Here is a 25,888-nt window from a genome sequence, read left to right as displayed (position 1 = left end):
TGGCTCGGTAGTTCAGCTGGTTAGAACGCTAGCCTGTCACGCTAGAGGTCGTCGGTTCGATCCCGATCCGAGTCGCCATTTGCTGCTATGGCTCAGTTGGCAGAGCACATCCTTGGTAAGGATGAGGTCATGCGTTCGAATCGCATTAGCAGCTCCAAAATATGCCCGTCAGACCTAAAATGTAGGTTTGACGGGCTTTTTTGCGTCTTTTTCACAATTCGGTCTTCCTGTCACCGGTAGCGAACCTCCGCACCCGATTTTAACTTCGGCCGTTGTGTCGACCTTGACAACATTTCGGGCCTCTGACTTACGGTAGGAGCCGATTTTTATAAAATCGGCTTTACAGGATAAACTAACCTCGAAAGGGGATGAATTCATGGATCAAAAATCACCAGAATCTAAATCCGATAAATCCGCGTCAACGTCTGCTGTTGTGCCGTCCGTTCAGCCAGTACCCAAAAAGGAAGATGAGATACGTGCCGCCAGCAATGTTAATATTAAGGGTAGCGGTCGGTCACAGTGATTTCCTGCCGTCCTGTAATGGGACGGCTTTTTCAATTTAATTGTCCGCGATACCCTTTGAGTTACAACATAAGTCGTGCTGCTTATCAATATGCACTTTGACCACATGGTGAACATAGAATATATCATTTGATAATCAAATTAGGAGGCTTTATATATGGCAATGACAATGGACCAGATGCAAATGATGATGGCAAAGATGCATCAACAAAATTATTCATATGATATGGAATTAGCTAAGCATTTTCAAGAGATTGGCAATGTATATGCTACGATGGCTCAGCAAGAATATCAAATGTATCAAATGCACACGAATCAAATGGGTGGGATGTCAGGAATGTCAGGAATGCAGCGATAAAGTATTAAGAAAATAGCTTCCTGGTAACAGGAAGCTTTTAATTTTATAGCTGGGCAGATTAAACTGATGACTCAAGCAGCTCAGGCAACCAATAAGATCGGCGATTCATCGAGATCTTTAAAAGATCATCTCCTTGACATTACCGTATAAATCGCAAAAACCATCCCGGCCATATAGGCGGGATGGTTAAATTTTTTATTGACTTTTTCTTTTGTAGCATGTAAGATAAAAGCCGTAATAAAATTGTGTGATGTGTAACAATCGGCAAGCAATCTAACTAAATTCGGAGGATGTAAAATGATAAAAAATGTTCCAACGGGTCTCGCCCATGTTGCAATTCCAGCCGGCGATTTTACCGCCACCGTAGAGTTCTATAAAAATCTTGGTTTTGTGCCAGTCGTGATGCATGAATTTTCCTGCATTCTGGAAAATGGAAGCTGCCGATTGGAAATCTACCGCCGCCGTGTGGATGAGAAACCTGCCGGTGCAATCGATCACATTGCTTTGGTAAGTGAAGATATTGATGCAGCATATAAAGAAATTGTTGCAATGGGATGTGAAATTGTCAGCAAAGGAATTGAGTCCAACGAGATGTTCGCTCCCAAAAGCAATCGTTTTTTCCTGTTCCTGGGACCCAATAATGAACGCATTGAATTCGCTCAGGTTTCAGATTAAACCCCAGACAATTGAAAATGCAGATCAAAACCCGCCCAATTTTAGTTGGACGGGTTTTTCATAAGTATTCGGCGAAAAGTACGGTAACAGGAAAATTGTCCTGTAAAGCCGCATTGTTTCAACTAAATAAAAATCTATGCCGTCTTTCTGGTGCTCAGTTCCTGCGGAAGCACCTGACTGTACTGCGAAAGAACAGTCAGACAGACGAAAAGCACCAGCTCTGCGCACGCTTGTATCGCACTAAAAAGCTCCGCCCCGAAATTATATTCCTTTACCGGCCTATTCCCAATTAACTCACACATTCTGTTATTGATTTCCGCTACGCTTGCTGGAATGGCCGCATAAGGCACATAATCCATTCCACGAAATGCGGAATAATGCTCCCGCATAAACTGAAGCAGCTCGTTTTCATATCGGACATGTTCTTTAATGTTGCCGCTGAACTGCGGGCTGTGCGCACAGCAAAAGAAGTCCGAGTAGTAGTGACACAGAATTCCTAGCTTTTTAGACGCTTTTGCACCGATGATCTGATAATCTTTGCGGCAGAACCTTTCCATTTTTCTGCGAACCATTTTATCGCAGTATCTCATTTTATGTGGGCGCAGGAACGAAATTCCGTGGTCAGGACAAGTATTTCCCGTTAAAAAACGTGATTTATTTAAAACGATTCCGTATTTCTCATTCAGATACTCATATACAATGGTTCCAATTAAAATATGATTCATGCTGTTCATATCTCACTGACCCCCCTGTTGTTTTTTGTATTGACCTTACTCAATATAACATACATGTTTTTATTTTTAATATTTTTAACGTATATCCATAACTTTCTTCCCAGCAGAAAACAACTGTAAAAAAAGCGTCCCAGTCCACCAGTCAAGATTACTCTCCTGATGGCTTCTGGGACGCCTTTTATTTTACTGTATTATTCCCACTCGATTGTGGCGGGGGGCTTGCTGGTAATGTCGTAAACAATACGATTGACATGTTTGACTTCGTTGACGATACGGTTGGAAATTTTGTCAAGCAGGTCATACGGGATTCTGGCCCAGTCTGCAGTCATAAAGTCAGAGGTGGTTACGCCGCGAAGCGCGATTGTGTAATCGTACGTTCTGCCGTCGCCCATTACACCGACGCTCTTGATGCCGGTTAATACGGCAAAATACTGATTGATACTCCTGTCAAGGCCGGCACTGACGATCTCCTCACGGAAGATGGCATCCGCTTCCTTCAAAATATCGAGTTTTTCGGTAGTAATCTCCCCCATAATGCGAATTGCAAGACCGGGGCCGGGGAACGGCTGTCTCCAAACGAGGGGGCCGGGAATTCCAATCTCTAGGCCCACTCTGCGCACTTCATCCTTAAACAAATCTCTTAATGGCTCCACGATTCCAGTAAAAGCAACGTCTTCCGGCAGCCCGCCGACATTGTGGTGGCTCTTGATAACCGCCGCATCACCGATTCCGCTTTCTACAACGTCCGGATAAATAGTACCCTGACACAGGTAGTCCACATGGCCGATCTTCTGGGATTCTTCCTCAAAAACGCGGATAAACTCTTCCCCTATGATCTTCCGTTTGCGTTCCGGCTCGGAAACACCTTCCAGCTTTGACAAAAAGCGTTCCTGCGCATTCACACGAATCAGATTCATGTCGAATTGCTTACGAAATACGTTTTCTACGTCGTCGCCTTCGTTTTTACGCAGGAACCCATGATCCACAAAAATACAGGTGAGATTTTTGCCGATTGCTTTATGAACCAGCAGGGCTGCAACAGAGGAATCAACTCCGCCGGAAAGCGCGCAGATTACTTTTTTATCGCCTACGGTCTCTTTAATATGCTGAATGGTAGCTGCTGCGAAAGACGACATTTTCCAGTCGCCGACACAACCGCAGATTTTATAAAGGAAGTTCCTCAATATTTCATTGCCGTGTATGGTATGCTCCACCTCGGGGTGAAACTGAACGGCATAAAGCTGTTTTTCTTCGTTTGCCATAGCCGCAACCGGACATGCGCCGCTGGTTGCAATAACCTGAAAGTTTTCAGGCGCAGCAGAAATATAATCCGTATGGCTCATCCAGCAGACAGAATTGGACTCAACACCATGAAACAGCGCTTTGGAAAGATCAAAATCAACCGGGGTCTTGCCGTATTCGCGCACTTCGCTGCTGCTGACGGTGCCGCCCAGCAAATAGGACATCAGCTGCGCACCATAGCAAATTCCAAGAACAGGAATACCAAGCTCTAGAACTTCTTTACTGCAAACGGGTGAGTTTTCAGCATAAACACTGTTTGGCCCGCCGGTAAAAATAATTCCCTTATATCCCGCCGCCCGGATTTGTTCAGCAGGGGTTTTGTAGGATTTAATCTCACAGTATACGTTTAAATCACGAACTCTGCGCGCAATCAGCTGGCTGTATTGCCCTCCAAAGTCAAGGATCAAGATCGCTTCATTCTGCATCATATGTTTGTGCACTTCCATTCTTTGAACTGTCGCCGGATTTTACAAAAGCAACAGAGTAATCTTTTATTCGACTGTCACTGATTTTGCAAGGTTGCGGGGCTTATCTATATCGCAGCCTTTCATTGACGCAACATAATACGCGAAAAGCTGCAGCGGAACAACTGCCAGAGACGGCAACATCATTTCGCACATTTCGGGGATGTAAAGCGTATGATCCGCTTCCTGCTCAATTTTCGTGTTCTTTTCGGTGGTCAGACCAAGTACAACCGCGCCGCGCGCCTTAACCTCTTTGACATTGCTCATCATTTTGTCGAACAGCTTATTCTGGGTAGCAAGCGCCACGACCAGAGTGCCGTCTTCAACCAGAGAAATGGTGCCGTGCTTCAATTCACCGGCTGCGTACGCGTCGGAGTGGATGTAGGAAATCTCTTTCAGTTTGAGAGAACCTTCCAGAGACATTGCGTAATCCAGATTTCTTCCGATGAAAAATACATCTTTCACGTTAAAGAACTGGGATGCAAGGAACTGGATATGTTCTTTATTGCTAAGAATCTCAGCAATCTTGTCAGGTAGTTCCTGCAGCTGAGAAACATAATAGGCATAATCTTCTTTGGAAAGATTCCCGAGCAAATCGGCAAAATAGATCGCCAGCAGATAGATGACCGCCAGCTGGGTGCTGTAAGCCTTGGTTGTAGCCACCGCGATTTCAGGGCCCGCCCATGTGTAAATTACGTCATCGGAATCGTTGGCAATGGAACTGCCGACCACATTGACAATGGAGAGCGTTCTCGCGCCAAGCTTTTTAGCTTCACGCAATGCCGCCAGCGTATCCGCCGTTTCACCCGACTGGCTGATGACCAGCACCAGGACTTTGTCATCAATGATGGGATGACGGTACCGGAATTCCGAAGCAACGTCTACTTCCACCGGGATTCGTGCGAACTTCTCCAAAATATATTTGGCAACCATGCCAACATGATAAGCGGAACCACAGGCCAGAATAAAGATTTTCGAAAATCCTTTGATCTGTTCCGCCGTTAATGTGATATTATCCAAAACAATTTTCCCGTCCTGAATTCTGGGCGAAATGGTATCTCTGACCGCTTTTGGCTGCTCCATGATTTCCTTGGCCATAAAATGCTGGTAACCGCCCTTTTCGGCAGCGGAAATGTCCCAGTCAATATGGCAGGGCTCTTTCGGAATAATTTCTTTATCCGTATTGTAAATCATGACGGATTCCTTTTTAAGAATCGCAATCTCGTTGTCATTCAAACGGTAAATATCCCTGGTTTTGCTCAAAATGGCAGGAATATCCGAAGCAATGAAGTTTTCTCCCTTGCCCAGTCCAACAATCAAGGGGCTGTCTTTTCTGACGGCGATAATCTGGTCAGGGTTATCTTCACAGATAATGCCAAGCGCGTAAGACCCCTCCACCTTATTGATGACCTTAATGACAGCATCCAGAATATCCCCTTTATAGTAATACTCCAGAAGCTGCGCAACCACTTCCGTATCCGTTTCCGATACAAAATTGATTCCCTTTTGAATAAGCAGATCTTTCAGTGCAAGATAATTTTCGATGATTCCGTTGTGAACCACCGCAAACTTCCCGGAATCACTGACCTGAGGATGGGAATTGATATCCGAAGGTTTTCCGTGAGTTGCCCATCTGGTATGGCCAATGCCCACAGTACCGAGAACGTCTTTTCCGCCGTTAATCATATCACTTAATATTTTGAGTCTTCCCTTTGCTTTTACAACCTGAAGAGAAGTCCCGTTGTAAACGGCAACTCCAGCTGAATCATAGCCCCGGTATTCCAGTTTTTCCAGCCCGCTCAGTAAGAAAGGAGCAGCCTGATCGTCTCCGATGTAACCAACTATTCCACACATAGTATCACACTTTCTCCGGTAGAATTTAATCTGTATATAATTAGTGCCAACACTGCCACCGGAAATGTTGGCGCTCAATTATATGAACCTTATCTGTAAATAATATCTTCACGCGCCGGACCGTTGGAAACGATCTTAATCGGAACTCCAATCGCCTTTTCAGCAAACTCAATATACCTGCGCGTATTTTCCGGAAGATCTTCATACTTTCTGATTCCGCGGATATCGCATTTCCAGCCGGGCAGGGTCTCTATAATCGGCTTGCAGTTTTTCAGCTGTACAGTCGGCGGGAAGGAATCGATCCTTTTGCCGGTCAGTTCGTAGGCAACGCAAACCGGAATTTCATCCAAATAGCCCAGAACATCAAGGACAGTCAGCGCAACGCAGGTTGCGCCCTGCACCTGACAGCCGTACCGGGAGGCGACCAGATCCAGCCAGCCCATTCTGCGCGGCCGGCCGGTTGTGGCCCCAAATTCACCGCCGTCCCCGCCTCTGCGGCGAAGTTCGTCTGCTTCTGCGCCGAAAATCTCACTCACGAATTCTCCTGCGCCGACGGCGCTGGAGTAAGCTTTTACAACAGCGATAATTTCCTTAATTTCATAAGGAGGAAGTCCTGCGCCGATGGTACCGTACCCAGCCAAGGTGGAAGATGAAGTCACCATGGGATAGATACCGTGGTCGGGATCTTTCAAAGCGCCGAGCTGGCCTTCCAGCAGAATATTTTTCCCTTCCTGAACCGCTTTGTGCAGAATAGAAAAAGTATCTGCCACATACGGCTCCAACAGAGATTTGTATTCCATCAGTTTATTGAAAATCTCATCAACAGTCAACTTGGGCTGATGATAAAGATGCTCGAACAAAACATTTTTGACGGTGATAACCCGTTCGATCTTCTCTTTTAACAAGTTTTCATCATCGTAAAGTTCACTGATCTGAAAACCAATTTTGGCAAACTTATCGGAATAAAAAGGTGCGATGCCCGATTTTGTAGACCCAAAGGAATGGGAAGACAGACGAGCTTCTTCAAACGTATCAAGCTGAATATGGTATGGCATGACCAGCTGCGTACGGTCCGAAATAACAATGTTCGGTTTTGGAACGCCGCGCTCCTGAAGCGATTTCAATTCCTTGATGAAATTTTCAACGCTGAGCGCAACACCGTTGCCGATGATATTGGTGATATGGCTGTAAAAAACACCCGACGGCAACTGATGAAGGGCAAATTTGCCATAGTTATTTATAATGGTGTGACCGGCATTGCTGCCGCCCTGAAATCGAATTACAATGTCGGACTGAGCTGCTTCAACATCGGTAATTTTACCTTTCCCTTCGTCTCCCCAGTTTGCACCAACAATTGCTTTAATCATAATACATTCACTCCGCCGTGCCGCTACGGAATTCGCTGAAAAACTGCCCCGCGGCCGAATTTAGGCAGTATGGAAAAATGACAACTCACTTATAATATCACACTTATCCTGAAAAGCAAAGCGGAAACACAATAAAAAAATAATTCCTATTTCGCTGTTTCAATTATAAATTTATTTCCGTTTTTTCATCGGGAACAAATTCATAAGGCGCAATTGCTTTGCTGACAACTTCGGAAATAAATTCCTCCGTTTGCTGCGGCGCCCTGCCCACATATTTCTCAGGTTTGATAATTGCGTAGAGCTCTTCGAGCGTAACGCCAAAGATTGGATCGGCGGCAATCCGACTGAGCAGGTCGTTTTCCCCGCCTTCTTCTTTGATGACCTTGGAAGCAGCCATGGAATGCACCCGAATCCGCTCGTGCAGCTGCTGGCGGTCGGCACCGCGCTTGACGGCGTCCATCATAATATTCTCCGTCGCCATAAACGGCAGTTCCCGGAGCAGGTGCTGCTCAATAACTTTGGGATAAACAACCAATCCGTCAGCGACATTTGCATATAGGTTCAAAATAGCGTCTACGGCAAGAAATGCTTCCGGAACGCTGATGCGCTTGTTTGCAGAATCGTCCAGTGTACGTTCAAACCACTGTGTGGCTTCTGTGATAGTCGGATTGAGGCTGTCGATCATCACATATCTTGAAAGGGAAGCAATTCGCTCACTGCGCATCGGATTGCGCTTGTAGGCCATTGCCGAGGAGCCGATCTGGTTTTTCTCAAACGGCTCTTCAATTTCCTTCAGGTGCTGCAAAAGACGGATATCATTGGAAAATTTCGCCGCACTCTGGGCAATCCCGCTCAAAACGGAAAGCATCTGGCTGTCCAGCTTACGGGAATAGGTTTGGCCGGATACCGCAAAACAGGAGGAATATCCCATTTTTTGAGCAATGATCTCGTCCAGCTTTTTCACTTTATCGTGGTCACCGTCAAAAAGCTCCAAAAAACTGGCCTGTGTGCCGGTAGTGCCCTTGGAACCCAGAAGCTTGGCCTTGGAAAGCTGATACTCCACGTCCTCCAAATCCATCAGAAGGTCCTGAATCCAGAGCGTCGCCCGTTTTCCCACCGTTGTGGGCTGCGCAGGCTGAAAATGGGTAAACGCCAGCGTAGGCAGGTCTTTATACTGCATAGCGAATTGGGAAAGCACACGGATGACGCCAACCAGTTTGTTTCTCACCTGCTGCAGCGCTTCGGTCATGATGATAACGTCGGTGTTGTCGCCGACATAACAGGAAGTAGCGCCAAGGTGGATAATCGGCATCGCCTTTGGGCACTGCTGACCAAAAGCATAGACATGCGACATTACGTCATGGCGCACCACTTTTTCACGCGCCTCGGCAACATCATAATTGATGTCGTTCTGAAACCGGATCATTTCATCGATCTGTTCCTGCGTAATATTCAGTCCAAGCTCCTTTTCAGCCTGTGCAAGAGCAATCCACAACTTGCGCCAGGTTCTGAATTTTTTATCCGGTGAAAACAGATATTTCATTTCGTCGTCCGCATAGCGTGACGAAAGCGGTGATTCATAAGTATTTTTCAATGATATTATCCTCCAAACAGGGAATTAAAATCTTTTGATCGGCGTGCAGTAGTCGTAATTCTTATTTGCAATCAGATAATCCGGTACCGGCGCGGGGTATTTACCGGAAAAGCATGCGTCGCAGAATCCTTTGCATTCGCCCGCCATTTCAGGAAGATTGTCCAAGTGTAAAAAATCGATGGAATCGGCAAAGCTCATCTTCCCAATTTCTTCTATACTATGATGGCAGGCAATCAGGTCGTCCTTGGACGGAATATCCGTTCCGTAATAACACGGCCACAAAAACGGCGGGGAACTGATTCTGAGGTGGACTTCCGTCGCACCGGCATCTTTCAGCATGGTAACGATGTGCGCGCTGGTGGTTCCCCTGACAATCGAGTCATCCAGCATGACAATTCGTTTTCCCTTGACACAGCGGGAAAGGGCGTTCAGCTTAATTCGCACACTGCGTTCCCTTTCCGACTGGCTCGGTTTGATGAACGTGCGTCCGATATAAGTGTTTTTGACGATTCCCTTCTGAAAGGGGATCCCCGACTCTTCACTGTAGCCGATTGCGGCGTCAATGCCGGACTCCGGCACCCCGATGACCATATCCGCATCCACCGGCTTCTGTCTGGCAAGCATACGGCCCGCCTGTTTGCGCGCTTCATAAACACTGATACCGTCAATAATACTGTCTGTCCTTGCAAAATAAATATACTCAAATACACAAAGGGATTTTTTTACATTTACAGGATCCTTGATGGAGCGCAGCCCGTTGCTGTCCACAACAACGATTTCGCCCGGCTCCACGTCACGCACATATTCTGCCCCGCAGGCGTCGAGCGCACAGGTTTCGGATGCAAAAACATAGGAATTGTCAAGCCTTCCAATGCAAAGCGGACGGAAACCATGCGGGTCACGTGCGGCGATCAATTTTTGCGGGCTCATGACCACAAGGGAATACGAACCCTGAATTTTCGGAAGCGCACGGCGAACTGCCTCCTCAATAGAGGGGGAATCCACGCGTTCCCGCGCAATAATATAGGCGATGACTTCCGTATCAATCGTTGTCTGGAAAATACATCCTCTGTGCTCCAATTCATGACGAAGCTCATAGGCGTTTGTCAGATTGCCGTTATGGGCAATCGCAAGGGTTCCTTTAATATACCGCATGACAAGGGGCTGCGCGTTTTCACGCACACTGCCCCCCGCGGTGGAATAGCGAACATGTCCGACCGCCATCTGGCCGACAAGGTCGTCTAAGATTTTGTCGTTAAACGCTTCGGTGACAAGGCCCATATCCTTGGAATAGGAAATCACCCCTCGGTCACAAACGGCAATCCCGCAGCTTTCCTGCCCTCTGTGCTGCAAAGCGAGAAGTCCGTTGTAGGCTGCGTAGGCGGGCAGAGTCCCGCCGTCGGAATAAATTCCAAAAACGCCGCATTCTTCGTGCGGTTTGGAAATGTCGTAATCCATCACTGAGCTGTTCAAATACTCACCATCCTATATATTATAAGCCAATGCGCTTCATGACCTCTGCGTATGCTTCTTCCACTCCGCCCAAATCTCTGCGGAAGCGGTCCTTGTCAAGCTTTTCGTGGGTGTTGACATCCCAGAAGCGGCAGGTATCCGGAGAAATTTCATCCGCTAGGATAATGCCGTCGGCACAGCGGCCGAATTCGAGCTTGAAATCAATCAGTTCAATGTTCGCAGAAAGGAAAAACTCTTTGAGCAGTTCATTGATCTTCAGAGACATAGCGCTGATCTGGTCAATTTCTTCCTTGGTGGCAAATTCTGCGGCAAGAATGTGGTACTCGTTAACCATCGGATCGCCCAGCTCGTCATTCTTATAACAGAATTCAAGCACGGTGGTCTTCATCGGAGTGCCTTCCTCCATACCAAGCCTCTTTGCAAGGCTTCCGGCCGCTTTGTTGCGTACAATTACCTCAAGAGGAACAATCTGTACTTTCTTTACCAGAGTTTCCCTGTCGCTCAGCTCTTCAACAAAATGGGTCTTGATACCTTTCTTTTCCAGAAGCTGAAACAAATAGTTGGACATTTTATTGTTGACAATGCCCTTACCGACGATTGTCCCCTTTTTCTGTCCGTTAAAGGCCGTTGCATCATCCTTGTAATCCACAATGCAATAGTTCTTATCATCCGTTGCATATACCTTTTTTGCCTTGCCCTCGTAAAGAAGTTCACATTTTTTCATTATCTTTTCCTCCTATAAGTTTTTTATATCAATGATTTGAATACACGGCATCTTTTCTGTCTTTTCCATCAATTATATGAAATTTAAAAAGCTGGAGACTTTCGTAATGTCTATGACGGAAAGCTGCGTAGTCTCCACATGCTGTGCGCAGGTCAGGAAAGCATAGGCGGTATCCAGCGAAGTAAGGCACGGAATACCGGATTCTACCGCATTTCTGCGTATTTTATAGCCGTCCCTGTTGTGCACCATTCCGCGGGAAGGCGTGTTGATGACAAGATCGATTTTTCCCGAAGTAATATGGTCAAGAATGTCCGGGCTGCCCGTACCGATTTTGTTGGTGCGGATTGTCGGAATATCGTGGTCATTTAAGAAGTCGGACGTTCCCGCTGTGGCGTAAAGCGTCCAGCCAAGGTCGTATAGCCCTCTGGCAAGCGGCAGCGCCTCTTCCTTATCGTTGTCTTTCAGAGTAATAATCACCCTGCCGTTTTTAATCATGTGCACACCGGCGCCGTAAAAAGACTTAATCAGCGCTTCGTCAAACGTACGCGCAATTCCGAGCACTTCACCGGTGGATTTCATTTCCGGGCCAAGGTTGACATCGGCTCCGTACAGTTTTTCAAAGGAGAAAACCGGCATTTTAATAGCAATCAGGTCCTTTTCCTTCTGCAGGCCGTAGTGGTAGCCCATATCCGGCAGTGTCTTGCCAAAGAAGGTACCGACTGCCAGGGGAACGATCGGAATACCGGTTACTTTACTGATATACGGCACCGTTCTGGAAGAACGCGGATTTGCTTCAATCACATACACTTCGTTGTCTTTGACAATGAACTGAATGTTTAGCAGCCCTTTGACCTTCAGTGCTTTTGCAAGGCGACGGGTATAGTCCACAATCAGTTCCTGCATATCCTTCGGCACACCAATGGCCGGATAGACGGAAATGCTGTCCCCCGAGTGGATACCGGCGCGTTCTATATGCTGCATCACGCCCGGAATTACCGAATCGAATCCGTCGCAGACGGCGTCGACCTCTACCTCGGTACCCATAATATATTTATCAACCAGAATCGGATGCTCCTGAGCAATACGGTTAATGATCCCGATTTGTTCGACAATGTCCTCATCAGCATAGGCGATGTGCATGCCCTGCCCGCCAAGCACATAGGACGGCCGCACAAGTACCGGGTACCCCAGCTCGTTTGCCGCACGGATCGCTTCTTCACAGGTAAAGACCATGCGGCCTTCTGCGCGCGGGATTCCGCATTGCGTCAGGATTTTATCGAAACGCTCTCTGTCCTCCGCCTCATCGATGCTGTCAAAGGAGGTACCAAGAATCGGGATGCCCATTTTTTCAATGGCACCGGCAAGTTTGATGGCGGTCTGGCCACCGAACTGTACGACCGCACCGTCGGGTTTTTCCAGATCGACAATATGACGTACATCTTCATCCGTCAGAGGCTCAAAGTACAGCTTATCCGCAATGTCAAAGTCGGTGCTGACGGTTTCCGGGTTGTTGTTGACAATGATCGTCTCAAAGCCAAGATCTTTCAGCGCCCAGACACTGTGAACGGAACAGAAGTCAAATTCAATCCCCTGTCCGATGCGGATGGGACCGGAACCGATAACCATAATTTTCTTCTTCTTACTTTGCGGTACCGACTCATTTTGAATGCCGTAGCTTGAGTAATAATACGGTGTTTCCGCGTCGAATTCAGCCGCGCAGGTATCAACCATTTTATAAACGGGGTGAATATCCCACTCATCTTCCATCGCGCGGATTTCTTCAATTGTTTTTCCGCTCAGCTGCGACAGCGTTTTGTCCATAAACCCAAAGTCCTTTGCTTTGAACAGCAGAGCTTTGTCAATCGGCTGCGTTGCAAATGCTTTTTCCACTTCAATGATGGAAAGCAGCTTATCCAGAAACCAAAGGTCAATTTTCGTAATGTCGTGTATCTTCTCCGGCGATACGCCGCGGCGCAAAGCTTCGGAAACCACCCAAAGCCGGCGGTCGTCAACAACATAAAGCCGCTGCTCAAGCTCACTGCCTGTAAGCTTTTGGACTTCGGCGTCGATCAGACTGAAAACATTCTGTTCCAGCGAGCGGATAGACTTCATCAGAGCCGCTTCAAAGGTCGGGGCGATCCCCATCACCTCGCCGGTTGCTTTCATCTGGGTCCCCAGGCTGCGCTTGGCGTAAACAAATTTATCAAACGGCCATCTGGGTATTTTTACGACACAGTAATCCAGCGTCGGTTCAAAGCAGGCAAAGGTCTTTTTCGTGATTGCGTTCTGAATTTCGTCCAGCGTATAGCCAAGGGCAATCTTGGAAGCCACCTTCGCAATCGGGTAGCCTGTTGCCTTGGAGGCCAGCGCGGAGGAGCGGCTTACACGGGGGTTTACCTCGATCACGCAATACTCAAAGCTCTTCGGGTTCAGCGCGAACTGAACGTTGCAGCCGCCTTCCACCTTTAGCTCACGGATAATGGCAAGCGCGGCGGAGCGAAGCATCTGCGTTTCTTTGTCCGCTAGGGTCTGGCAGGGAGCAACAACAATGGAGTCACCGGTATGAACGCCGACCGGGTCAAAGTTTTCCATGTTGCAGACCGTGATGCAGTTGCCGTTACGGTCACGCATCACTTCGTACTCGATTTCTTTCCAGCCGGAAATACACCGCTCGATCAGCACCTGATTCACACGGCTGCGGTGCAAACCGAGTGTCGAAATGGAAATCAGCTGCTCCTCGTCGGCGGCGATGCCGCCGCCGCTTCCGCCCAGTGTGTACGCGGGGCGCACAACAACGGGATAACCGATTTTCCTCGCGATTTTGACGCAGTCCTCAATATTTTCCGCAACGGCGCTCTGCGCGCAGGGCTGCTGGATGCGCTCCATAGCTTCCTTAAACAGCTCTCTGTCCTCTGCCATTCGGATGGTATCGGCGTTTGTGCCGATCATTTCCACGTTATTTTCCTTTAAGAAACCGGATTCCTCCAGTTCCACCGCCAGGTTCAGCGCGTTCTGTCCGCCCAGAGTCGGAAGGATACTGTCCGGATTTTCCTTGAGGATTACTTTTTTAATGGTCTCAACGGTCAGAGGCTCAATATAAACCTTGTCGGCAATCTGCTTGTCCGTCATGATGGTTGCCGGGTTTGAGTTAATCAGAATAACCTCGACACCCTCCTCGCGGAGCGCGCGGCAGGCCTGTGTACCGGCGTAGTCAAACTCCGCGGCCTGACCGATAATGATCGGGCCGGAGCCGATGATAATTACCTTTTTAATGTCTGTTCTCTTCATAGTTGGCCTCCTCCTATCAGTTTGAGAAATTGATCGAAAAGAAAGCCTGTGTCAAGCGGGCCCGGAGAAGCTTCCGGATGGTACTGCACAGAAAACACTTTTCCATTTTTATAGTTCAATCCCTCAATACTGCCGTCATTCATGCTGATAAAGCGGACGTCGGCTACTGAAGGATTGATTGTGTCGCCATTCACCACAAACCCGTGGTTCTGAGAAGTAATGTACACCCTGTTTGTCAGCAGATCCTTTACCGGGTGGTTAATTCCTCTATGGCCATATTTTAATTTATAAGTGTCAAATCCCTGTGAAAGTGCCATCAGCTGATGGCCAAGGCAAATCGCAAAGGTGGGGATACCGTGGGCATAAACTTTTTTCAGTTCCGAAATTGCTTTTGTACATTCTTTTGGGTCGCCGGGGCCGTTGGAAAGCATAATTCCGTCCGGAGAAAAAGACATCATATCCTCAAAAGAAGCATCATACGGAAAACATTTCACAGTACATCCGCGCTTTACCAGCGAACGGATAATATTGCTCTTTACCCCATAGTCCGCAAGCGCAATTTTGACAGGGCCGTCACCGTACACCTTCTGTTCCCTGCTGCTGACAAGCGGAACGCAGGACTCCAGCACAAAGGCGTCAATCTGTTTTTTCATTGCGACGGGATCAATCTGATCTCCGTATGCAATCATCCCCCGCATAGTACCGCTTTCCCGCAATACCTTTGTAATGGTGCGCGTATCCACTCCCTCAATACCGGGAATGCGGTTCTGTTTTAAAAAGGTGCTCAGATCCACGTCACAGCGGAAATTGCTCGCCGCGCCGGAGACGGACCGGACAATAAAAGCCCGCAGCCACGGCTTTGTGGATTCCGCGTCATCATAGCAGATGCCGTAATTTCCAATTAAAGGATAGGTCATGACAACACCCTGTCCCGCGTAGGACGGGTCGGTCAGCAGCTCCGTGTAGCCACACATGGCGCTGTTGAACACGACCTCGCACAGGACATTATGTTCGTCTCCGAACCCCGTTCCCTCAAAGGTCATTCCATTTTCAAGCATCAGCAATGCTTTCATTTAATCACCAACCATTCTTAATATTCAACATCTATAACAATTGTTTTTACAACTAATCGGTTTTTTCCCTAATGAAATGGCCAGGTTTGCCGCGTCACGCTTTAAAGAACCGGATGATTCTCTCCACCGCTTTTTCCGTATTTTCCTTTGTGTTAAAGGAAGTCAGACGGAAATAGCCTTCGCCGCCCACCCCAAAGCCGGAGCCGGGGGTACCGACCACGCCGGTCTTTTCCAGTAAAAGATCAAAAAATTCCCATGAAGTAAGCCCGTCGGGCGTTTTCAGCCATACATAGGGGGAATTCACTCCGCCATAAACTTCAAAGCCAGCCTTTTCAAGACCGCTCACGATGATTTTGGCATTGTTCAGATAATATATGATATTTTCTCTGACTTCACGCTGACCTTCTTCGGAGAAAACCGCCTCGGCACCGCGCTGGACAACGTAGGAAACGCCGTTCATTTTCGTGGACTGACGTCTGTCCCAAAGCTTGTTCAGAGAAACGCCGTTGAACACCAGAGCCTTGGGAATAACGGTATAGGCGCAGCGGGTTCCGGTGAAGCCGGCCGTCTTGGAAAAGCTTCTGAACTCGATTGCGCACTTTTTCGCACCCTCTATTTCATAAATGCTGTGCGGCATATCCCCTTCTGTAATAAACGCCTCATATGCCGCGTCGTACAGAATGACAGACTGATTTGCAAGAGCGTAATCCACCCATTTTTTCAGTGCGTCCCGGCTGATGCCGACCCCGGAGGGATTGTTGGGGAAACAAAGATAGATTACGTCCACACGCTCTTTTGGCAGCTCCGGCAGAAAACCGTTTTCTTTCAGGCAGGGCATGTAAACGATTTTGCTCCACCCCTTGCCCTCGGTATACTCTCCAGCTCTTCCCGCCATGACATTGGTATCGACATAAACCGGGTAAACAGGGTCGCAAACCGCAACCACATTATCCACGTCAAAAATATCGCCGATGCTGCCGGTATCGCTTTTGGCGCCGTCGCTGACGAAAATCTCATCGATGTCAACCTGCACCCCGCGTTTTATAAAATCGTTTTCCGCAATAGCGGTACGAAGGAATTCATATCCGGCTTCCGGGCCGTATCCACGGAAGGTTTCCGCTTTGCCCATCTCTTCCGCGGCAGCCTGCATGGCTTTTACCACGGCCTTCGGCAGAGGGCGGGTAACATCCCCGATTCCCAGACGGATAATTTCCGTTTCCGGATGCTGTTTTGAAAATTCACTCACCTTTTTTGCAATATCTACAAAAAGATAGCTAGCTGGCAGTTTTACAAAGTTTTCGTTTACTTTAAACAAAACGCTACATTCCCTTCATTCATGATTTTCGTCAGACAGCGGCGGTGCTAAACATTCATCATCCCATCAAAGACGAACTCCGCCGGGCCGCGCATAAATACCTTATCTGTCTTATCATCCCACTTTATATGCAAATCGCCGCCCCTAAGATGGACGGTTACACTGCGGCCTGTTTTATGGTTCGCCGCACAGGCTACTGCCGCGGCACACGCTCCGGTTCCACAAGCCCAGGTTTCCCCGGAACCGCGTTCCCATACGCGCATATTCACTTCTTCGGCACTTAACACCTGAATAAACTCAATGTTTGCCCTGTGCGGAAAAATCCCATCGCACTCCAGCATGGGGCCGACTTTTTCTATTTCCACTTGATTGACATCATCGACAAACAGCACACAGTGCGGATTTCCCATGGAAACACAGGTCACGCTGTATTCCGCTTCGCCGAATACAACCGGCTCCCCAATCATCCGGTCTTTGGGATAAGTAACGGGAATTTTTTCAGTCTGAAACTCAGGGCTACCCATATCCACAGTAACGGATACGACCTTCCCATCCTCAATATCAAGATAAAGCGTTTTCACGCCGCTCATGGTATCTACTTTCAGAACATCCTTCTTTACAATTCCCCGTTCATATACATATTTACCGACACAGCGGATCCCGTTGCCGCACATCATGGCCTGCGACCCGTCCGCGTTATAAATGTCCATACGGCAATCGGCTTTGTCCGACGGTTCTATCAGAATAATTCCGTCCGAACCGATGCCGAAATGCCTGTCGCTGAGCTTAATGGAAAGCTCGGATGGATTTTGGACTTTTTCTTCAAAACAGTTGATATAAATATAGTCATTGCCGATGCCCTGCATTTTTGTGAACTTCAACAAAATCCACCTCCTATAAATTCAGAATAATCATTGCGGTTTCTATCATTTTCTTACACGCATCCATACTTTTCTTTTGAATGAAACGGTGAGCCTGCGGTTCTGTAAAGTTATTGCGTTCAATCAGAATGTTTTTCGCCTGTTCAATCACCTGTTTTTCATCAAAGTTACCCCCGGCGATTTTCTTTTTTATGGTCAGGCTGCTGTAATCTGAAATATTCAGAAGCATATTTACGGAAGAAATCAAATCCATCCGATTGATCGGCATAATTAAGCTGGCGCAGGACAGTGACTCGGAAATATCCATTTGCTGCGATTTTACAATAAACAGGAAATCGTAGTTGGAACCGACCATTCCGGGCAGGTTCAGCGCCGGCATATCCATCAGCTTAACGCTGCAGACCACAACGCCTCCATGATAATGTCTGTTTGCAAAATCGATTACCTGCGAGCCGGTTGTACACACACCACTGACATTCAAACCGCCGGTACGGAGTACGGCCGCTATTTTTTTAGCGTAATCCGCATTTGAATTCGCTACAAGAATACTGCTCATCTTTAACAACTCCGTAGAAAGGAATGTGGTGTTTTCAATTTAGCAAATCAGAATTTATTCAGATACTGATCCAGTTCCCACTCGGTAACCGCAGTGGAAAAATCATACCACTCTCTTTCTTTTGCTTCGGTGTACTTGTTAAACACATGATCCCCCAGTACCTTTTCAATAAAGGGGTCGGCCTTCATTTCACTGACTGCATTGCTGAGGTCTGTAGGCAGTGCTTCAATTCCCGCGGCCGCTCTTTCCACCACGTCAAAATCATAAATATTCGCCGCAACCGCATCCGGCGGCATCAGATCATTTTTAATTCCGTCCAGCCCGGCCGCGAGCAGCACCGCAAACTCCAGATAAGGGTTGCAGGCAGGATCGGGGTTGCGCAATTCTACACGCGTGCTTTCCCCTCTGGAAGCGGGCACACGGATCAGCGCGCTGCGGTTGCTTAAAGTCCACGCGATATTGCAGGGCGCTTCAAAACCAGGAACCAGTCTTTTGTACGAGTTGACGAGTGGATTGGTAATGGCGCACATGCCCTTGATATGCTTTAAGATCCCCGCAATAAAATTATATGCAATATGGCTCAGCCCGGTTTCGCTTTCCGGATCGTAAAACACGTTTTTGCCGTCTTTAAACAGGGACATATTGGTGTGCATTCCGGAACCACAGCGGCCATAAACCGGCTTTGGCATAAAGGTTGCACAAAGTCCGTGAGAGTCCGCACAGGATTTCACGACCATCTTAAATGTCAGGATGTTATCCGCCGCCGACATTGCCTCGCTGTATTTAAAATCAATTTCATGCTGCGCAAAGGCAACCTCATGGTGCGACGCTTCAATTTCAAATCCCATCTCCTCAAGAGTAAGGCAGATGTCGCGGCGGGCACTTTCACCCAGATCTGACGGTCCCAGATCAAAATATCCTGCTGTGTCATGGGTAACGGTTGTAGGGTGCCCGAATTCATCTGTGTTGAACAGAAAGAACTCGCACTCAGGACCCACGTTGAACGTGTAACCCATCTCCGCTGCTTCTTTCAGCGTTTTTTTCAGCACATAGCGGGGATCCCCTTCAAACGGCTCGCCGTTCGGTTTATAGATATCACAGATCAGCCGTGCAACGCGGCCGTGCTGCGTGTGCCACGGAAGAATAGTAAAAGAGTCCAGATCCGGACGGAGGTACATATCGGATTCTTCGATTCTGACAAACCCCTCAATGGAGGAACCATCGAACATGCACTTGTTATCAAGCGCTTTTTCAATCTGGCTGGTCGTAATGGCCACATTTTTCAAGGTACCTAAAATATCCGTAAACTGCATGCGAATAAATCTCACATTGTTCTCATCAATCATCCTGATGATGTCGTCCTTTGTATATTTACTCAAATCGATACCTCCCTAAAAATAAAAATAACAAGGGTGCTCTTTTACAGAACCTCCTTGTCTACATAATCTCGATAATAAATATATTCTATTATATTCTGTATGCAGTGTCAATCCTTTTCGAATTGAAAGGAGCTTTTCATTTTAATGCACAAATTTTCGATTGTTCCACCTTATTTTCCGTCTTTTTGCAGAATCCATACGTTTATCCTGCAAATTATAAGTCTTTTTTATTAAAAATGTAAAGAAATCATTGTTTCCCGGCTTTTGCTGTGCTAAACTGTTGAATTGAGAAGTATTGTTAAGTCGAATAATACCTTTCTCAATTATGTATAGGAGGATATACCCATGTCTTATGTTGACGAGCAACTCGCAAACGTAATCCAGCAAAACCCCAACCAGCCTGAATTTATTCAGGCGGTAACCGAAGTTTTAACGTCTTTAGCTCCGGTTATTGAGCAAAACCCGCAGTACCAAAAGGCCGGTATTTTGGAAAGGCTGACCGAGCCGGACAGACAGGTGAAGTTCCGTGTAGCCTGGGTGGACGACGCAGGAAACGTACGGGTAAACCGCGGTTACCGTGTTCAGTTTAACAACGCAATCGGGCCGTATAAGGGTGGTCTTCGCCTCCATCCGTCGGTAAACATCGGCATCTTGAAATTTCTGGGATTCGAACAGGTCTTTAAAAACTCTCTGACCGGTCTGCCGATCGGCGGAGGCAAAGGCGGTTCCGATTTTGACCCGAAAGGCAAATCCGACCGTGAAGTCATGGCATTCTGCCAGAGCTTTATGACGGAGCTGTGCCGTCACATCGGCCCGGATACCGACGTACCCGCCGGCGATATCGGTGTGGGCGGCCGTGAAATCGGCTACCTGTTCGGCCAGTACAAACGCCTCAGAAATGAATACTCCGGCATCCTGACCGGCAAAGGGCTTACCTACGGCGGTTCCCTTGCCCGTACGGAAGCAACCGGCTACGGACTGCTCTATTTCACCGATGCAATGCTCCGCAAAAACGGAAAATCCATCGAAGGCAAGATCATTGATATTTCCGGTTCAGGCAATGTCGCCATCTATGCCTGTCAGAAGGCACAGGAGCTTGGCGGAAAGGTTGTAACCATGAGCGATTCCACCGGCTGGATTTACGACGCTGAAGGAATCGACCTGAAGGCAATTAAGGAAATCAAGGAAGTCAAGCGCGGCCGCCTGTCCGAGTACAAGGCATACCGTCCGAACTCCGTCTACCACGAAGGCAAAGGCGTTTGGAGCACTCCGTGCGACATCGCTCTTCCCTGCGCCACTCAGAACGAGCTTCTGATTGATGACGCGAAAGAGCTTGTGAAAAACGGCGTGTTTGCCGTAGCGGAAGGCGCCAATATGCCGACGAGCATTGAGGCAACACAATACTTCCAGGCAAACGGCGTTCTGTTCGCTCCCGGAAAAGCATCCAACGCCGGCGGCGTCGCAACCTCCGCTTTGGAAATGAGCCAGAACAGCATGCGCCTTTCCTGGAGCTTCGAGGAAGTCGATGCAAAACTGAAGAGCATTATGGAAAACATTTTCACAAATGCCTCGGACGCCGCGGAAAGATATGGCTGCCCGAAGAATTATGTAACGGGCGCCAACATTGCAGGCTTTGTCAAGGTTGCTGACGCCATGCTTGCACAGGGTACCGTTTAATAACAAATACATTACTTTCAAAGAAGTGCCGACGGCCGGAACAATTCCGGTTGTCGGCACTTCTTTATTTATGGTACCTTCCGTGGTGGATGATCTGAAAAGCTCGGTAAATCTGCTCGCAGAGCATTACACGTGCCAGCTGATGAGGAAAAGTCATAGGTGACATGGAAAGCCGGAAAGCCGCATTTTGTTTTACGTCTTCACTCAGACCGAACGAGCTCCCGATCACAAAGCTGATTGCGCTGGTTCCGTTTACGGCGAGCATATCGATTTTTTCCGAAAGTTTCTCCGATGAAAGCTCTTTTCCTTCAATGCACAGCACGAACACAGCGGAATTCCCCACAGCAGAAAAAGCAGCCTCACCCTCAGCCTTCAGTGCGGACTTGATCTGAGCGGCTGACGGGTTGTCCGGCAGCCTGTATTCAGGAAGCTCAATAATCGAAAAATTACAGAACGCACGCAGCCTTTTTTCGTACTCCGCGCAGGCGTCCCTCCAATAGGCTTCCTTCAATTTTCCAATACAAATGATATTGACCGTAAGCATAATTCCACCTAAAAAATAATTCCTTTTCCCTCAATGTTTTCTTTCGGTGCCACAGAAAGCTGAAAGTCGATTTCTTCCTTCAAGCCCGCCAGGGTAAGAGAACACAGGGCTGTTTGAAACGCGAGCTCCGGCGTATTGTTTTCCGAACTTAAATGCGCCAGAACAAAACGAGTGGTGCCTTTCTGCGCAAGATCAGTCAGCTCGTCGGCACAGGCCTGATTGGACAAATGTCCCATGTCGGACAGAATCCTTTTTTTCAGCGGATACGGATAAGGTCCGTTTTTCAGCATACCGACATCGTGGTTGGATTCCAGCACCACCAGATCCGCTCCCGCCAGATGGTCGTGCACCGTGCCGGACAAAAAGCCTAAATCCGTTGAAAAGCCGACGGTTCGACCATCGTGGGTCTGTATCCGATACCCAACGCTTTCCGCACAGTCGTGGGAGGTGCGGAAGGGCTGAATAAACATACCCGCGCATTCCATTCCCTTGTCATCAATCACGTCCGCCTGAAAAGTCCCGTTGGCACACCCCAGATTCTCCAGTGCGCGCAAGGTTCCCGCCGAGGTATAAACCGGTATATGCTTACGGGAAGCCAGTACCCGCAGTCCCCGGATATGGTCAATATGTTCGTGCGTGATGAAAATCGCTTTCACCGACTCAATCCCTATCCCACAGGTTTCGAGCATATTGTTGAGCTGCTTTGCCGTTCTGCCCGTATCGATCAAAATGCCCGCGCAGGAAGAACCTATGTAATAACTGTTTCCGCTGCTGCCGCTGAAAAGCGGACATAATCTTGCCATTGACGAACCCCCAAATAAAGAAAAGGGAAAGACCGATGTCAATCCCCTTCAAATCGTTCCAAATATTCAGATTGCCTGTGCCACTGCCGGCTCAGGAACATGAATTCGCTGAATATCCGCCCCTAAATTTAAAAGCTTCTGCTCAACATTTTCGTAACCGCGCTCAATATGGTTGATATCTTCTATCTGAGTGGTACCCGAAGCAGCAAGTGCGGCAATCAGCATCGCCGCGCCGGCACGCAAGTCGGTTGCCTTTACAGGAGCCGCATTCAGATGATCCACGCCTTCAACGACAGCAAGTTTGCCGTCTACGGATATCTGCGCGCCCATTCTTCTGAGTTCTTCCACATAACGGAAACGATTGTCCCAGACGCTTTCATTAATGATGCTCGTTCCGCTCGCGATAGAGAGAAGCACCGCAATCTGCGGCTGCATGTCGGTCGGAAACCCTGGGTGAGGCATCGTCTTGATATTGCATTTATTCAAGGTTCCCGTTCTGCTTACGCGCACCGCGTCATCAAATTCTTCTACCTGAACCCCCATTTCCTCGAGCTTTGCGGAAATGGATTCCAAATGCTTGGGGATTACGTTTTTAACAAGAACATCACCGCCGGTTGCAGCGGCGGCAACCATATAGGTACCCGCTTCAATCTGATCGGGAATAATCGAATAAGTGGTTCCCGACAGCTGCGAAACGCCGTAGATTTTAATCACGTCGGTTCCGGCGCCTCTGATATCGGCACCCATTGAGTTCAAGAAGTTGGCAAGATCGACAATATGGGGTTCCTTTGCAGCATTTTCAATAACTGTCATCCCTTTTGCCTTTACAGCAGCCAACATAATATTTACGGTCGCGCCTACGGACACAACATCAAGGTAAATATTGGCTCCTGTTAAAGCCTGCGTATAGACATCCACCATACCGCCTTCCAGTTTGTAAGCCGCGCCAAGCGCAGCAAAACCCTTCAGATGCTGATCTATTGGGCGAACGCCGAAATCACAGCCACCCGGCATAGTGACGACCGCGTGGTTGAAGCGACCAAGCAAAGCGCCTAAAAGATAATAAGAGCCGCGTATATGCCGCGCCAGTTCATACGAAGCCACATGGGTATGGATGGGTCTTGGGTCAATTTCAATGGTGGATTTATTGATATTGCGAATTTTAGCTCCCATATCATACAAAATTCTTGTAATGGAAGCTACGTCAGTAATATTTGGAATATTTTCGATGCAGCACACACCGTCTGCTAAAATCGCTGCCGGAATGATTGCAATCGCAGCGTTTTTCGCTCCGCTGATGCTGACTTCACCGGTCAGACGATTGCCACCCTTAATAACGTACTTGTCCAATGCGGCACGCTCCAATCTAAAGTTAAACAATACTATTATTACATTTTTACGCAAAATATTAAGCGTTTCGGATGAATATATTGTTGTTAATATTTTGAAAGTAATCAACTAAAATATACGAAAAAAGCAGGAAGAAATAGCCAATTGTTTGTTTCATTGCACTCTAAATGATAATAATACACAATGATTGAAAAGTCAATAACTAACAAATCAAATAGACTGTTTTTGTAAATATTACTAAAAAACGCTCTGCTTTCCGTCCTGGAAAGCAGAACGCTTGCTGTATCTTTGAAAAAGCTACCGGCTGACGTAACTCAGAGGATTCACCTTGGTACCGTTTTTAATCACTTCAAAGTGACAGTGAGGTCCGGTAGAATTTCCGGTGCTGCCAACGAGGGCAATCGCCTGCCCTTTGGAAACCCTCTGACCGGAGGAAACCAAAATCTTGCTGGCATGGCCGTAAAGCGTCTGAATGCCGCCGCCATGATTGATTTTTACACAGTAACCGTAGCCGTTGCTCCAACCCGCCGATACCACAGTACCGCCGTCTGCGGCAACAATTGTTTTTCCATAGGCGCTTCCTCCGGAAATATCGATACCCGTATGGAAACTGCCCCAGCGCCATGTAAAATAGGTGGTAATCGTACGAAGGGACGGAACAGGCCACATCAGGCTGCCGCTGCTAACGCCGGAGCCACTGTATTTCGGGCGCTTTTTTGTTCCGGTAACAACAACTTTATCCGTTGAAGCAACAAGAACGGTTCTGCTGATGATATCGCGTTTCTGCTCCACACCGTTTACATAGTACACCTTATCAACGCATTTCTGCTTTCCGTTTACCCCCGCGGTTTTCACCTTAGAGTAATCGGTGTATTGGGAATCGTCTTTAATCGTGACCGTTTTATAGGAGAGCGGAACCTCATATGTTAGATTTTTAATCAGCTGAACGTTCAGCATTGGAACCGCAACCTCCAGGTTAATTAAGTCCCCCGGCATCAGGTTGTCCCCCAGCTGATTATTGTTGATCTTGTTCAACTCAGAAATAGTCGTATGATTTGCTTTCGCAATGGAAGTAACCGTGTCTCCATCCTTTACGGTATAGGTTACCGCGGCCTGAGAGGTACCGTTAATCAATTTATCCATTGACTCGGTTGCCATGATGGTCGTGGTGGGAAACAGTCCGTTGATAGTCTCCACATCCTGTGAAAAAGCCGCCGTGGCACTCGTATCACCGCTCTTTGCCTTGTTCAGAAGGTTCTGCAGCATATAGCGCAGATCTGCGCTGCTTTTCACCGCGCCGAGCAGTTCTCCGTTTACATACAAACCGCTGGCCTCTTCGATAATTCCGTTTGACTGCTGAATAATTTTATCGCAGACGGAATTAACCGCCATAAAGCTGTTGGCGTTGACCACTTCAAGCCGGAACGTCGGCGTAACGTTAAGATTGATATCACTGTCGGCTGTGTCGTGAACCATACGCTGGCTCACCATTTCGCTTGCCTCTTCAAAGGTCTTTTCATCCTGAATGGTAGCGACCTGCTGCCCGTCATAGGCAAGTACAAGGCCGTAATTCAATCCTGTCCAGAAGCGCACGGTGGCGCCTAAAAGAAGAATCGCTCCAATGGGAGCAACAATGTTCAAAACGGAAAACACAAAGCCCCTGTGACGGACAAAGCTTTTTCCGGTTACGGCAAGGTATTCCTTAATGACCCGTCCGTACCCCAGCTTTTTTGCTTGGGCGATTCTTGTGCGGGCAATGGAAAAACCTTCACGGATAGACTGAAATTCTTCCTTCAGGTTGGCAATCCGTTTGCCAACGGTAGCGGCATAGATTGATTTGCAGAGGTTTGTAAACGGTCTGAAAAAGCGTGAAAGCCTGCGCCCGACTCTCTTTAAAATCCTGACCGTCTGTATGCCGACAATATATAAATAATCCGCTGTTTTATTCAATAGGT

The 25,888-nt window shown here is 47.8% G+C and carries 20 protein-coding genes and 2 tRNA genes; 5 read left to right on the top strand and 17 right to left on the bottom strand.

The window, feature by feature from the left end:
• Nucleotide 1 precedes the first annotated feature (1 nt).
• The 4 genes from J5W02_RS11885 to J5W02_RS11870 all read left to right on the top strand — a co-directional run bounded on the left by J5W02_RS11885 (nt 2) and on the right by J5W02_RS11870 (nt 1,555).
• Nucleotides 2-78 (top strand) — tRNA-Asp (locus J5W02_RS11885).
• Between the two features lie 3 nt (nt 79-81).
• Nucleotides 82-157 (top strand) — tRNA-Thr (locus J5W02_RS11880).
• 522 nt (nt 158-679) lie between these two features.
• A complete protein-coding gene (locus J5W02_RS11875) occupies nt 680-880 on the top strand; it encodes a hypothetical protein (RefSeq protein ID WP_219965897.1) in 201 nt (66 codons plus the stop codon).
• Between the two features lie 297 nt (nt 881-1,177).
• On the top strand, nt 1,178-1,555 hold the full coding sequence (locus J5W02_RS11870) for a VOC family protein (protein ID WP_219965896.1): 378 nt from the start codon (nt 1,178-1,180) through the stop codon (nt 1,553-1,555).
• Between the two features lie 134 nt (nt 1,556-1,689).
• Here the strand turns inward: J5W02_RS11870 and J5W02_RS11865 are convergent, their stop codons facing one another.
• The 13 genes from J5W02_RS11865 to glnA all read right to left on the bottom strand — a co-directional run bounded on the left by J5W02_RS11865 (nt 1,690) and on the right by glnA (nt 19,559).
• Nucleotides 1,690-2,289, bottom strand: coding sequence for a zinc dependent phospholipase C family protein (locus J5W02_RS11865; RefSeq protein ID WP_219965895.1), 600 nt, complete (start codon nt 2,287-2,289; stop codon nt 1,690-1,692).
• 191 nt (nt 2,290-2,480) lie between these two features.
• Nucleotides 2,481-4,016, bottom strand: a complete 1,536-nt coding sequence (gene guaA, locus J5W02_RS11860) for a glutamine-hydrolyzing GMP synthase (RefSeq protein ID WP_219965921.1) — start codon at nt 4,014-4,016, stop codon at nt 2,481-2,483.
• A 66-nt stretch (nt 4,017-4,082) separates the two neighbouring features.
• Nucleotides 4,083-5,909, bottom strand: a complete 1,827-nt coding sequence (gene glmS / locus J5W02_RS11855) for a glutamine--fructose-6-phosphate transaminase (isomerizing) (protein WP_219965894.1) — start codon at nt 5,907-5,909, stop codon at nt 4,083-4,085.
• An 89-nt stretch (nt 5,910-5,998) separates the two neighbouring features.
• A complete protein-coding gene (locus J5W02_RS11850) occupies nt 5,999-7,276 on the bottom strand; it encodes an adenylosuccinate synthase (RefSeq protein ID WP_219965893.1) in 1,278 nt (425 codons plus the stop codon).
• 163 nt (nt 7,277-7,439) lie between these two features.
• Nucleotides 7,440-8,870: an adenylosuccinate lyase gene (gene purB, locus J5W02_RS11845; RefSeq protein ID WP_219965892.1), complete on the bottom strand. Its 1,431-nt coding sequence runs from the start codon at nt 8,868-8,870 to the stop codon at nt 7,440-7,442.
• A gap of 24 nt (nt 8,871-8,894) precedes the next feature.
• Nucleotides 8,895-10,328 (bottom strand): amidophosphoribosyltransferase, encoded by a 1,434-nt coding sequence (purF, locus tag J5W02_RS11840; RefSeq protein WP_219965920.1) that lies wholly within the window; start codon nt 10,326-10,328, stop codon nt 8,895-8,897.
• Between the two features lie 34 nt (nt 10,329-10,362).
• On the bottom strand, nt 10,363-11,067 hold the full coding sequence (gene purC / locus J5W02_RS11835; protein ID WP_219965891.1) for a phosphoribosylaminoimidazolesuccinocarboxamide synthase: 705 nt from the start codon (nt 11,065-11,067) through the stop codon (nt 10,363-10,365).
• Between the two features lie 72 nt (nt 11,068-11,139).
• Nucleotides 11,140-14,355 (bottom strand): carbamoyl-phosphate synthase large subunit, encoded by a 3,216-nt coding sequence (gene carB / locus J5W02_RS11830; protein WP_219965890.1) that lies wholly within the window; start codon nt 14,353-14,355, stop codon nt 11,140-11,142.
• Nucleotides 14,352-15,428 carry a carbamoyl phosphate synthase small subunit gene (locus J5W02_RS11825; RefSeq protein ID WP_219965889.1) on the bottom strand — a complete coding sequence of 359 codons (1,077 nt, stop codon included), beginning with the start codon at nt 15,426-15,428 and terminating at the stop codon, nt 14,352-14,354. Before J5W02_RS11825 ends, carB begins: the two co-directional genes overlap by 4 nt.
• 94 nt (nt 15,429-15,522) lie before the next feature.
• A complete protein-coding gene (locus tag J5W02_RS11820) occupies nt 15,523-16,743 on the bottom strand; it encodes an LL-diaminopimelate aminotransferase (protein WP_219965888.1) in 1,221 nt (406 codons plus the stop codon).
• A 47-nt stretch (nt 16,744-16,790) separates the two neighbouring features.
• A complete protein-coding gene (gene dapF, locus J5W02_RS11815) occupies nt 16,791-17,624 on the bottom strand; it encodes a diaminopimelate epimerase (RefSeq protein ID WP_219965887.1) in 834 nt (277 codons plus the stop codon).
• Nucleotides 17,625-17,637: 13 nt separating this feature from the next.
• On the bottom strand, nt 17,638-18,180 hold the full coding sequence (locus J5W02_RS11810; RefSeq protein ID WP_219965886.1) for an ANTAR domain-containing response regulator: 543 nt from the start codon (nt 18,178-18,180) through the stop codon (nt 17,638-17,640).
• Between the two features lie 47 nt (nt 18,181-18,227).
• Nucleotides 18,228-19,559 (bottom strand): type I glutamate--ammonia ligase, encoded by a 1,332-nt coding sequence (glnA, locus tag J5W02_RS11805; RefSeq protein ID WP_219965885.1) that lies wholly within the window; start codon nt 19,557-19,559, stop codon nt 18,228-18,230.
• Between the two features lie 345 nt (nt 19,560-19,904).
• Here glnA and gdhA point away from each other — a divergent pair, with 345 nt between their 5' ends.
• Nucleotides 19,905-21,236, top strand: coding sequence for an NADP-specific glutamate dehydrogenase (gdhA, locus tag J5W02_RS11800; RefSeq protein ID WP_219965884.1), 1,332 nt, complete (start codon nt 19,905-19,907; stop codon nt 21,234-21,236).
• Between the two features lie 64 nt (nt 21,237-21,300).
• On the opposite strand, the gene rlmH is transcribed toward gdhA, so the two are convergent.
• From rlmH to J5W02_RS14810, 4 genes are all read right to left on the bottom strand, one after another.
• Nucleotides 21,301-21,780 (bottom strand): 23S rRNA (pseudouridine(1915)-N(3))-methyltransferase RlmH, encoded by a 480-nt coding sequence (gene rlmH, locus J5W02_RS11795; protein WP_219965883.1) that lies wholly within the window; start codon nt 21,778-21,780, stop codon nt 21,301-21,303.
• Between the two features lie 8 nt (nt 21,781-21,788).
• Entirely contained in the window at nt 21,789-22,583 is a 795-nt protein-coding gene (locus tag J5W02_RS11790) for an MBL fold metallo-hydrolase (RefSeq protein WP_219965882.1), read from the bottom strand.
• A gap of 66 nt (nt 22,584-22,649) precedes the next feature.
• The gene (locus J5W02_RS11785) at nt 22,650-23,933 is read right to left on the bottom strand and encodes a UDP-N-acetylglucosamine 1-carboxyvinyltransferase (protein WP_219965881.1); all 1,284 of its coding nucleotides are present in this window, start codon (nt 23,931-23,933) and stop codon (nt 22,650-22,652) included.
• 297 nt (nt 23,934-24,230) lie between these two features.
• Nucleotides 24,231-25,883, bottom strand: coding sequence for a peptidoglycan DD-metalloendopeptidase family protein (locus J5W02_RS14810; RefSeq protein ID WP_304518478.1), 1,653 nt, complete (start codon nt 25,881-25,883; stop codon nt 24,231-24,233).
• Between the last annotated feature and the right edge of the window lie 5 nt (nt 25,884-25,888).

It is taken from the genome of Caproiciproducens faecalis, assembly GCF_019448085.1.
In the GTDB taxonomy this organism is placed as follows: Bacteria; Bacillota; Clostridia; order Oscillospirales; family Acutalibacteraceae; genus Caproiciproducens; species Caproiciproducens faecalis.
The sequence above is the reverse complement of the archived record's forward strand: the minus strand, read 5'-3'. Positions and strand labels throughout refer to the sequence as shown.

Excerpts from the sequence above, each read along its gene's own strand:
- J5W02_RS11875 (WP_219965897.1), top strand. The coding sequence starts at position 680 with ATGGCAATGACAATGGACCAGATGCAAATGATGATGGCAAAGATGCAT.
- J5W02_RS11870 (WP_219965896.1), top strand. The coding sequence starts at position 1,178 with ATGATAAAAAATGTTCCAACGGGTCTCGCCCATGTTGCAATTCCAGCC.
- J5W02_RS11865 (WP_219965895.1), bottom strand. The coding sequence starts at position 2,289 with ATGAACAGCATGAATCATATTTTAATTGGAACCATTGTATATGAGTAT.
- guaA (WP_219965921.1), bottom strand. The coding sequence starts at position 4,016 with ATGCAGAATGAAGCGATCTTGATCCTTGACTTTGGAGGGCAATACAGC.
- glmS (WP_219965894.1), bottom strand. The coding sequence starts at position 5,909 with ATGTGTGGAATAGTTGGTTACATCGGAGACGATCAGGCTGCTCCTTTC.
- J5W02_RS11850 (WP_219965893.1), bottom strand. The coding sequence starts at position 7,276 with ATGATTAAAGCAATTGTTGGTGCAAACTGGGGAGACGAAGGGAAAGGT.
- purF (WP_219965920.1), bottom strand. The coding sequence starts at position 10,328 with ATGGATTACGACATTTCCAAACCGCACGAAGAATGCGGCGTTTTTGGA.
- purC (WP_219965891.1), bottom strand. The coding sequence starts at position 11,067 with ATGAAAAAATGTGAACTTCTTTACGAGGGCAAGGCAAAAAAGGTATAT.
- carB (WP_219965890.1), bottom strand. The coding sequence starts at position 14,355 with ATGAAGAGAACAGACATTAAAAAGGTAATTATCATCGGCTCCGGCCCG.
- J5W02_RS11825 (WP_219965889.1), bottom strand. The coding sequence starts at position 15,428 with ATGAAAGCATTGCTGATGCTTGAAAATGGAATGACCTTTGAGGGAACG.
- J5W02_RS11810 (WP_219965886.1), bottom strand. The coding sequence starts at position 18,180 with ATGAGCAGTATTCTTGTAGCGAATTCAAATGCGGATTACGCTAAAAAA.
- gdhA (WP_219965884.1), top strand. The coding sequence starts at position 19,905 with ATGTCTTATGTTGACGAGCAACTCGCAAACGTAATCCAGCAAAACCCC.
- rlmH (WP_219965883.1), bottom strand. The coding sequence starts at position 21,780 with ATGCTTACGGTCAATATCATTTGTATTGGAAAATTGAAGGAAGCCTAT.
- J5W02_RS11790 (WP_219965882.1), bottom strand. The coding sequence starts at position 22,583 with ATGGCAAGATTATGTCCGCTTTTCAGCGGCAGCAGCGGAAACAGTTAT.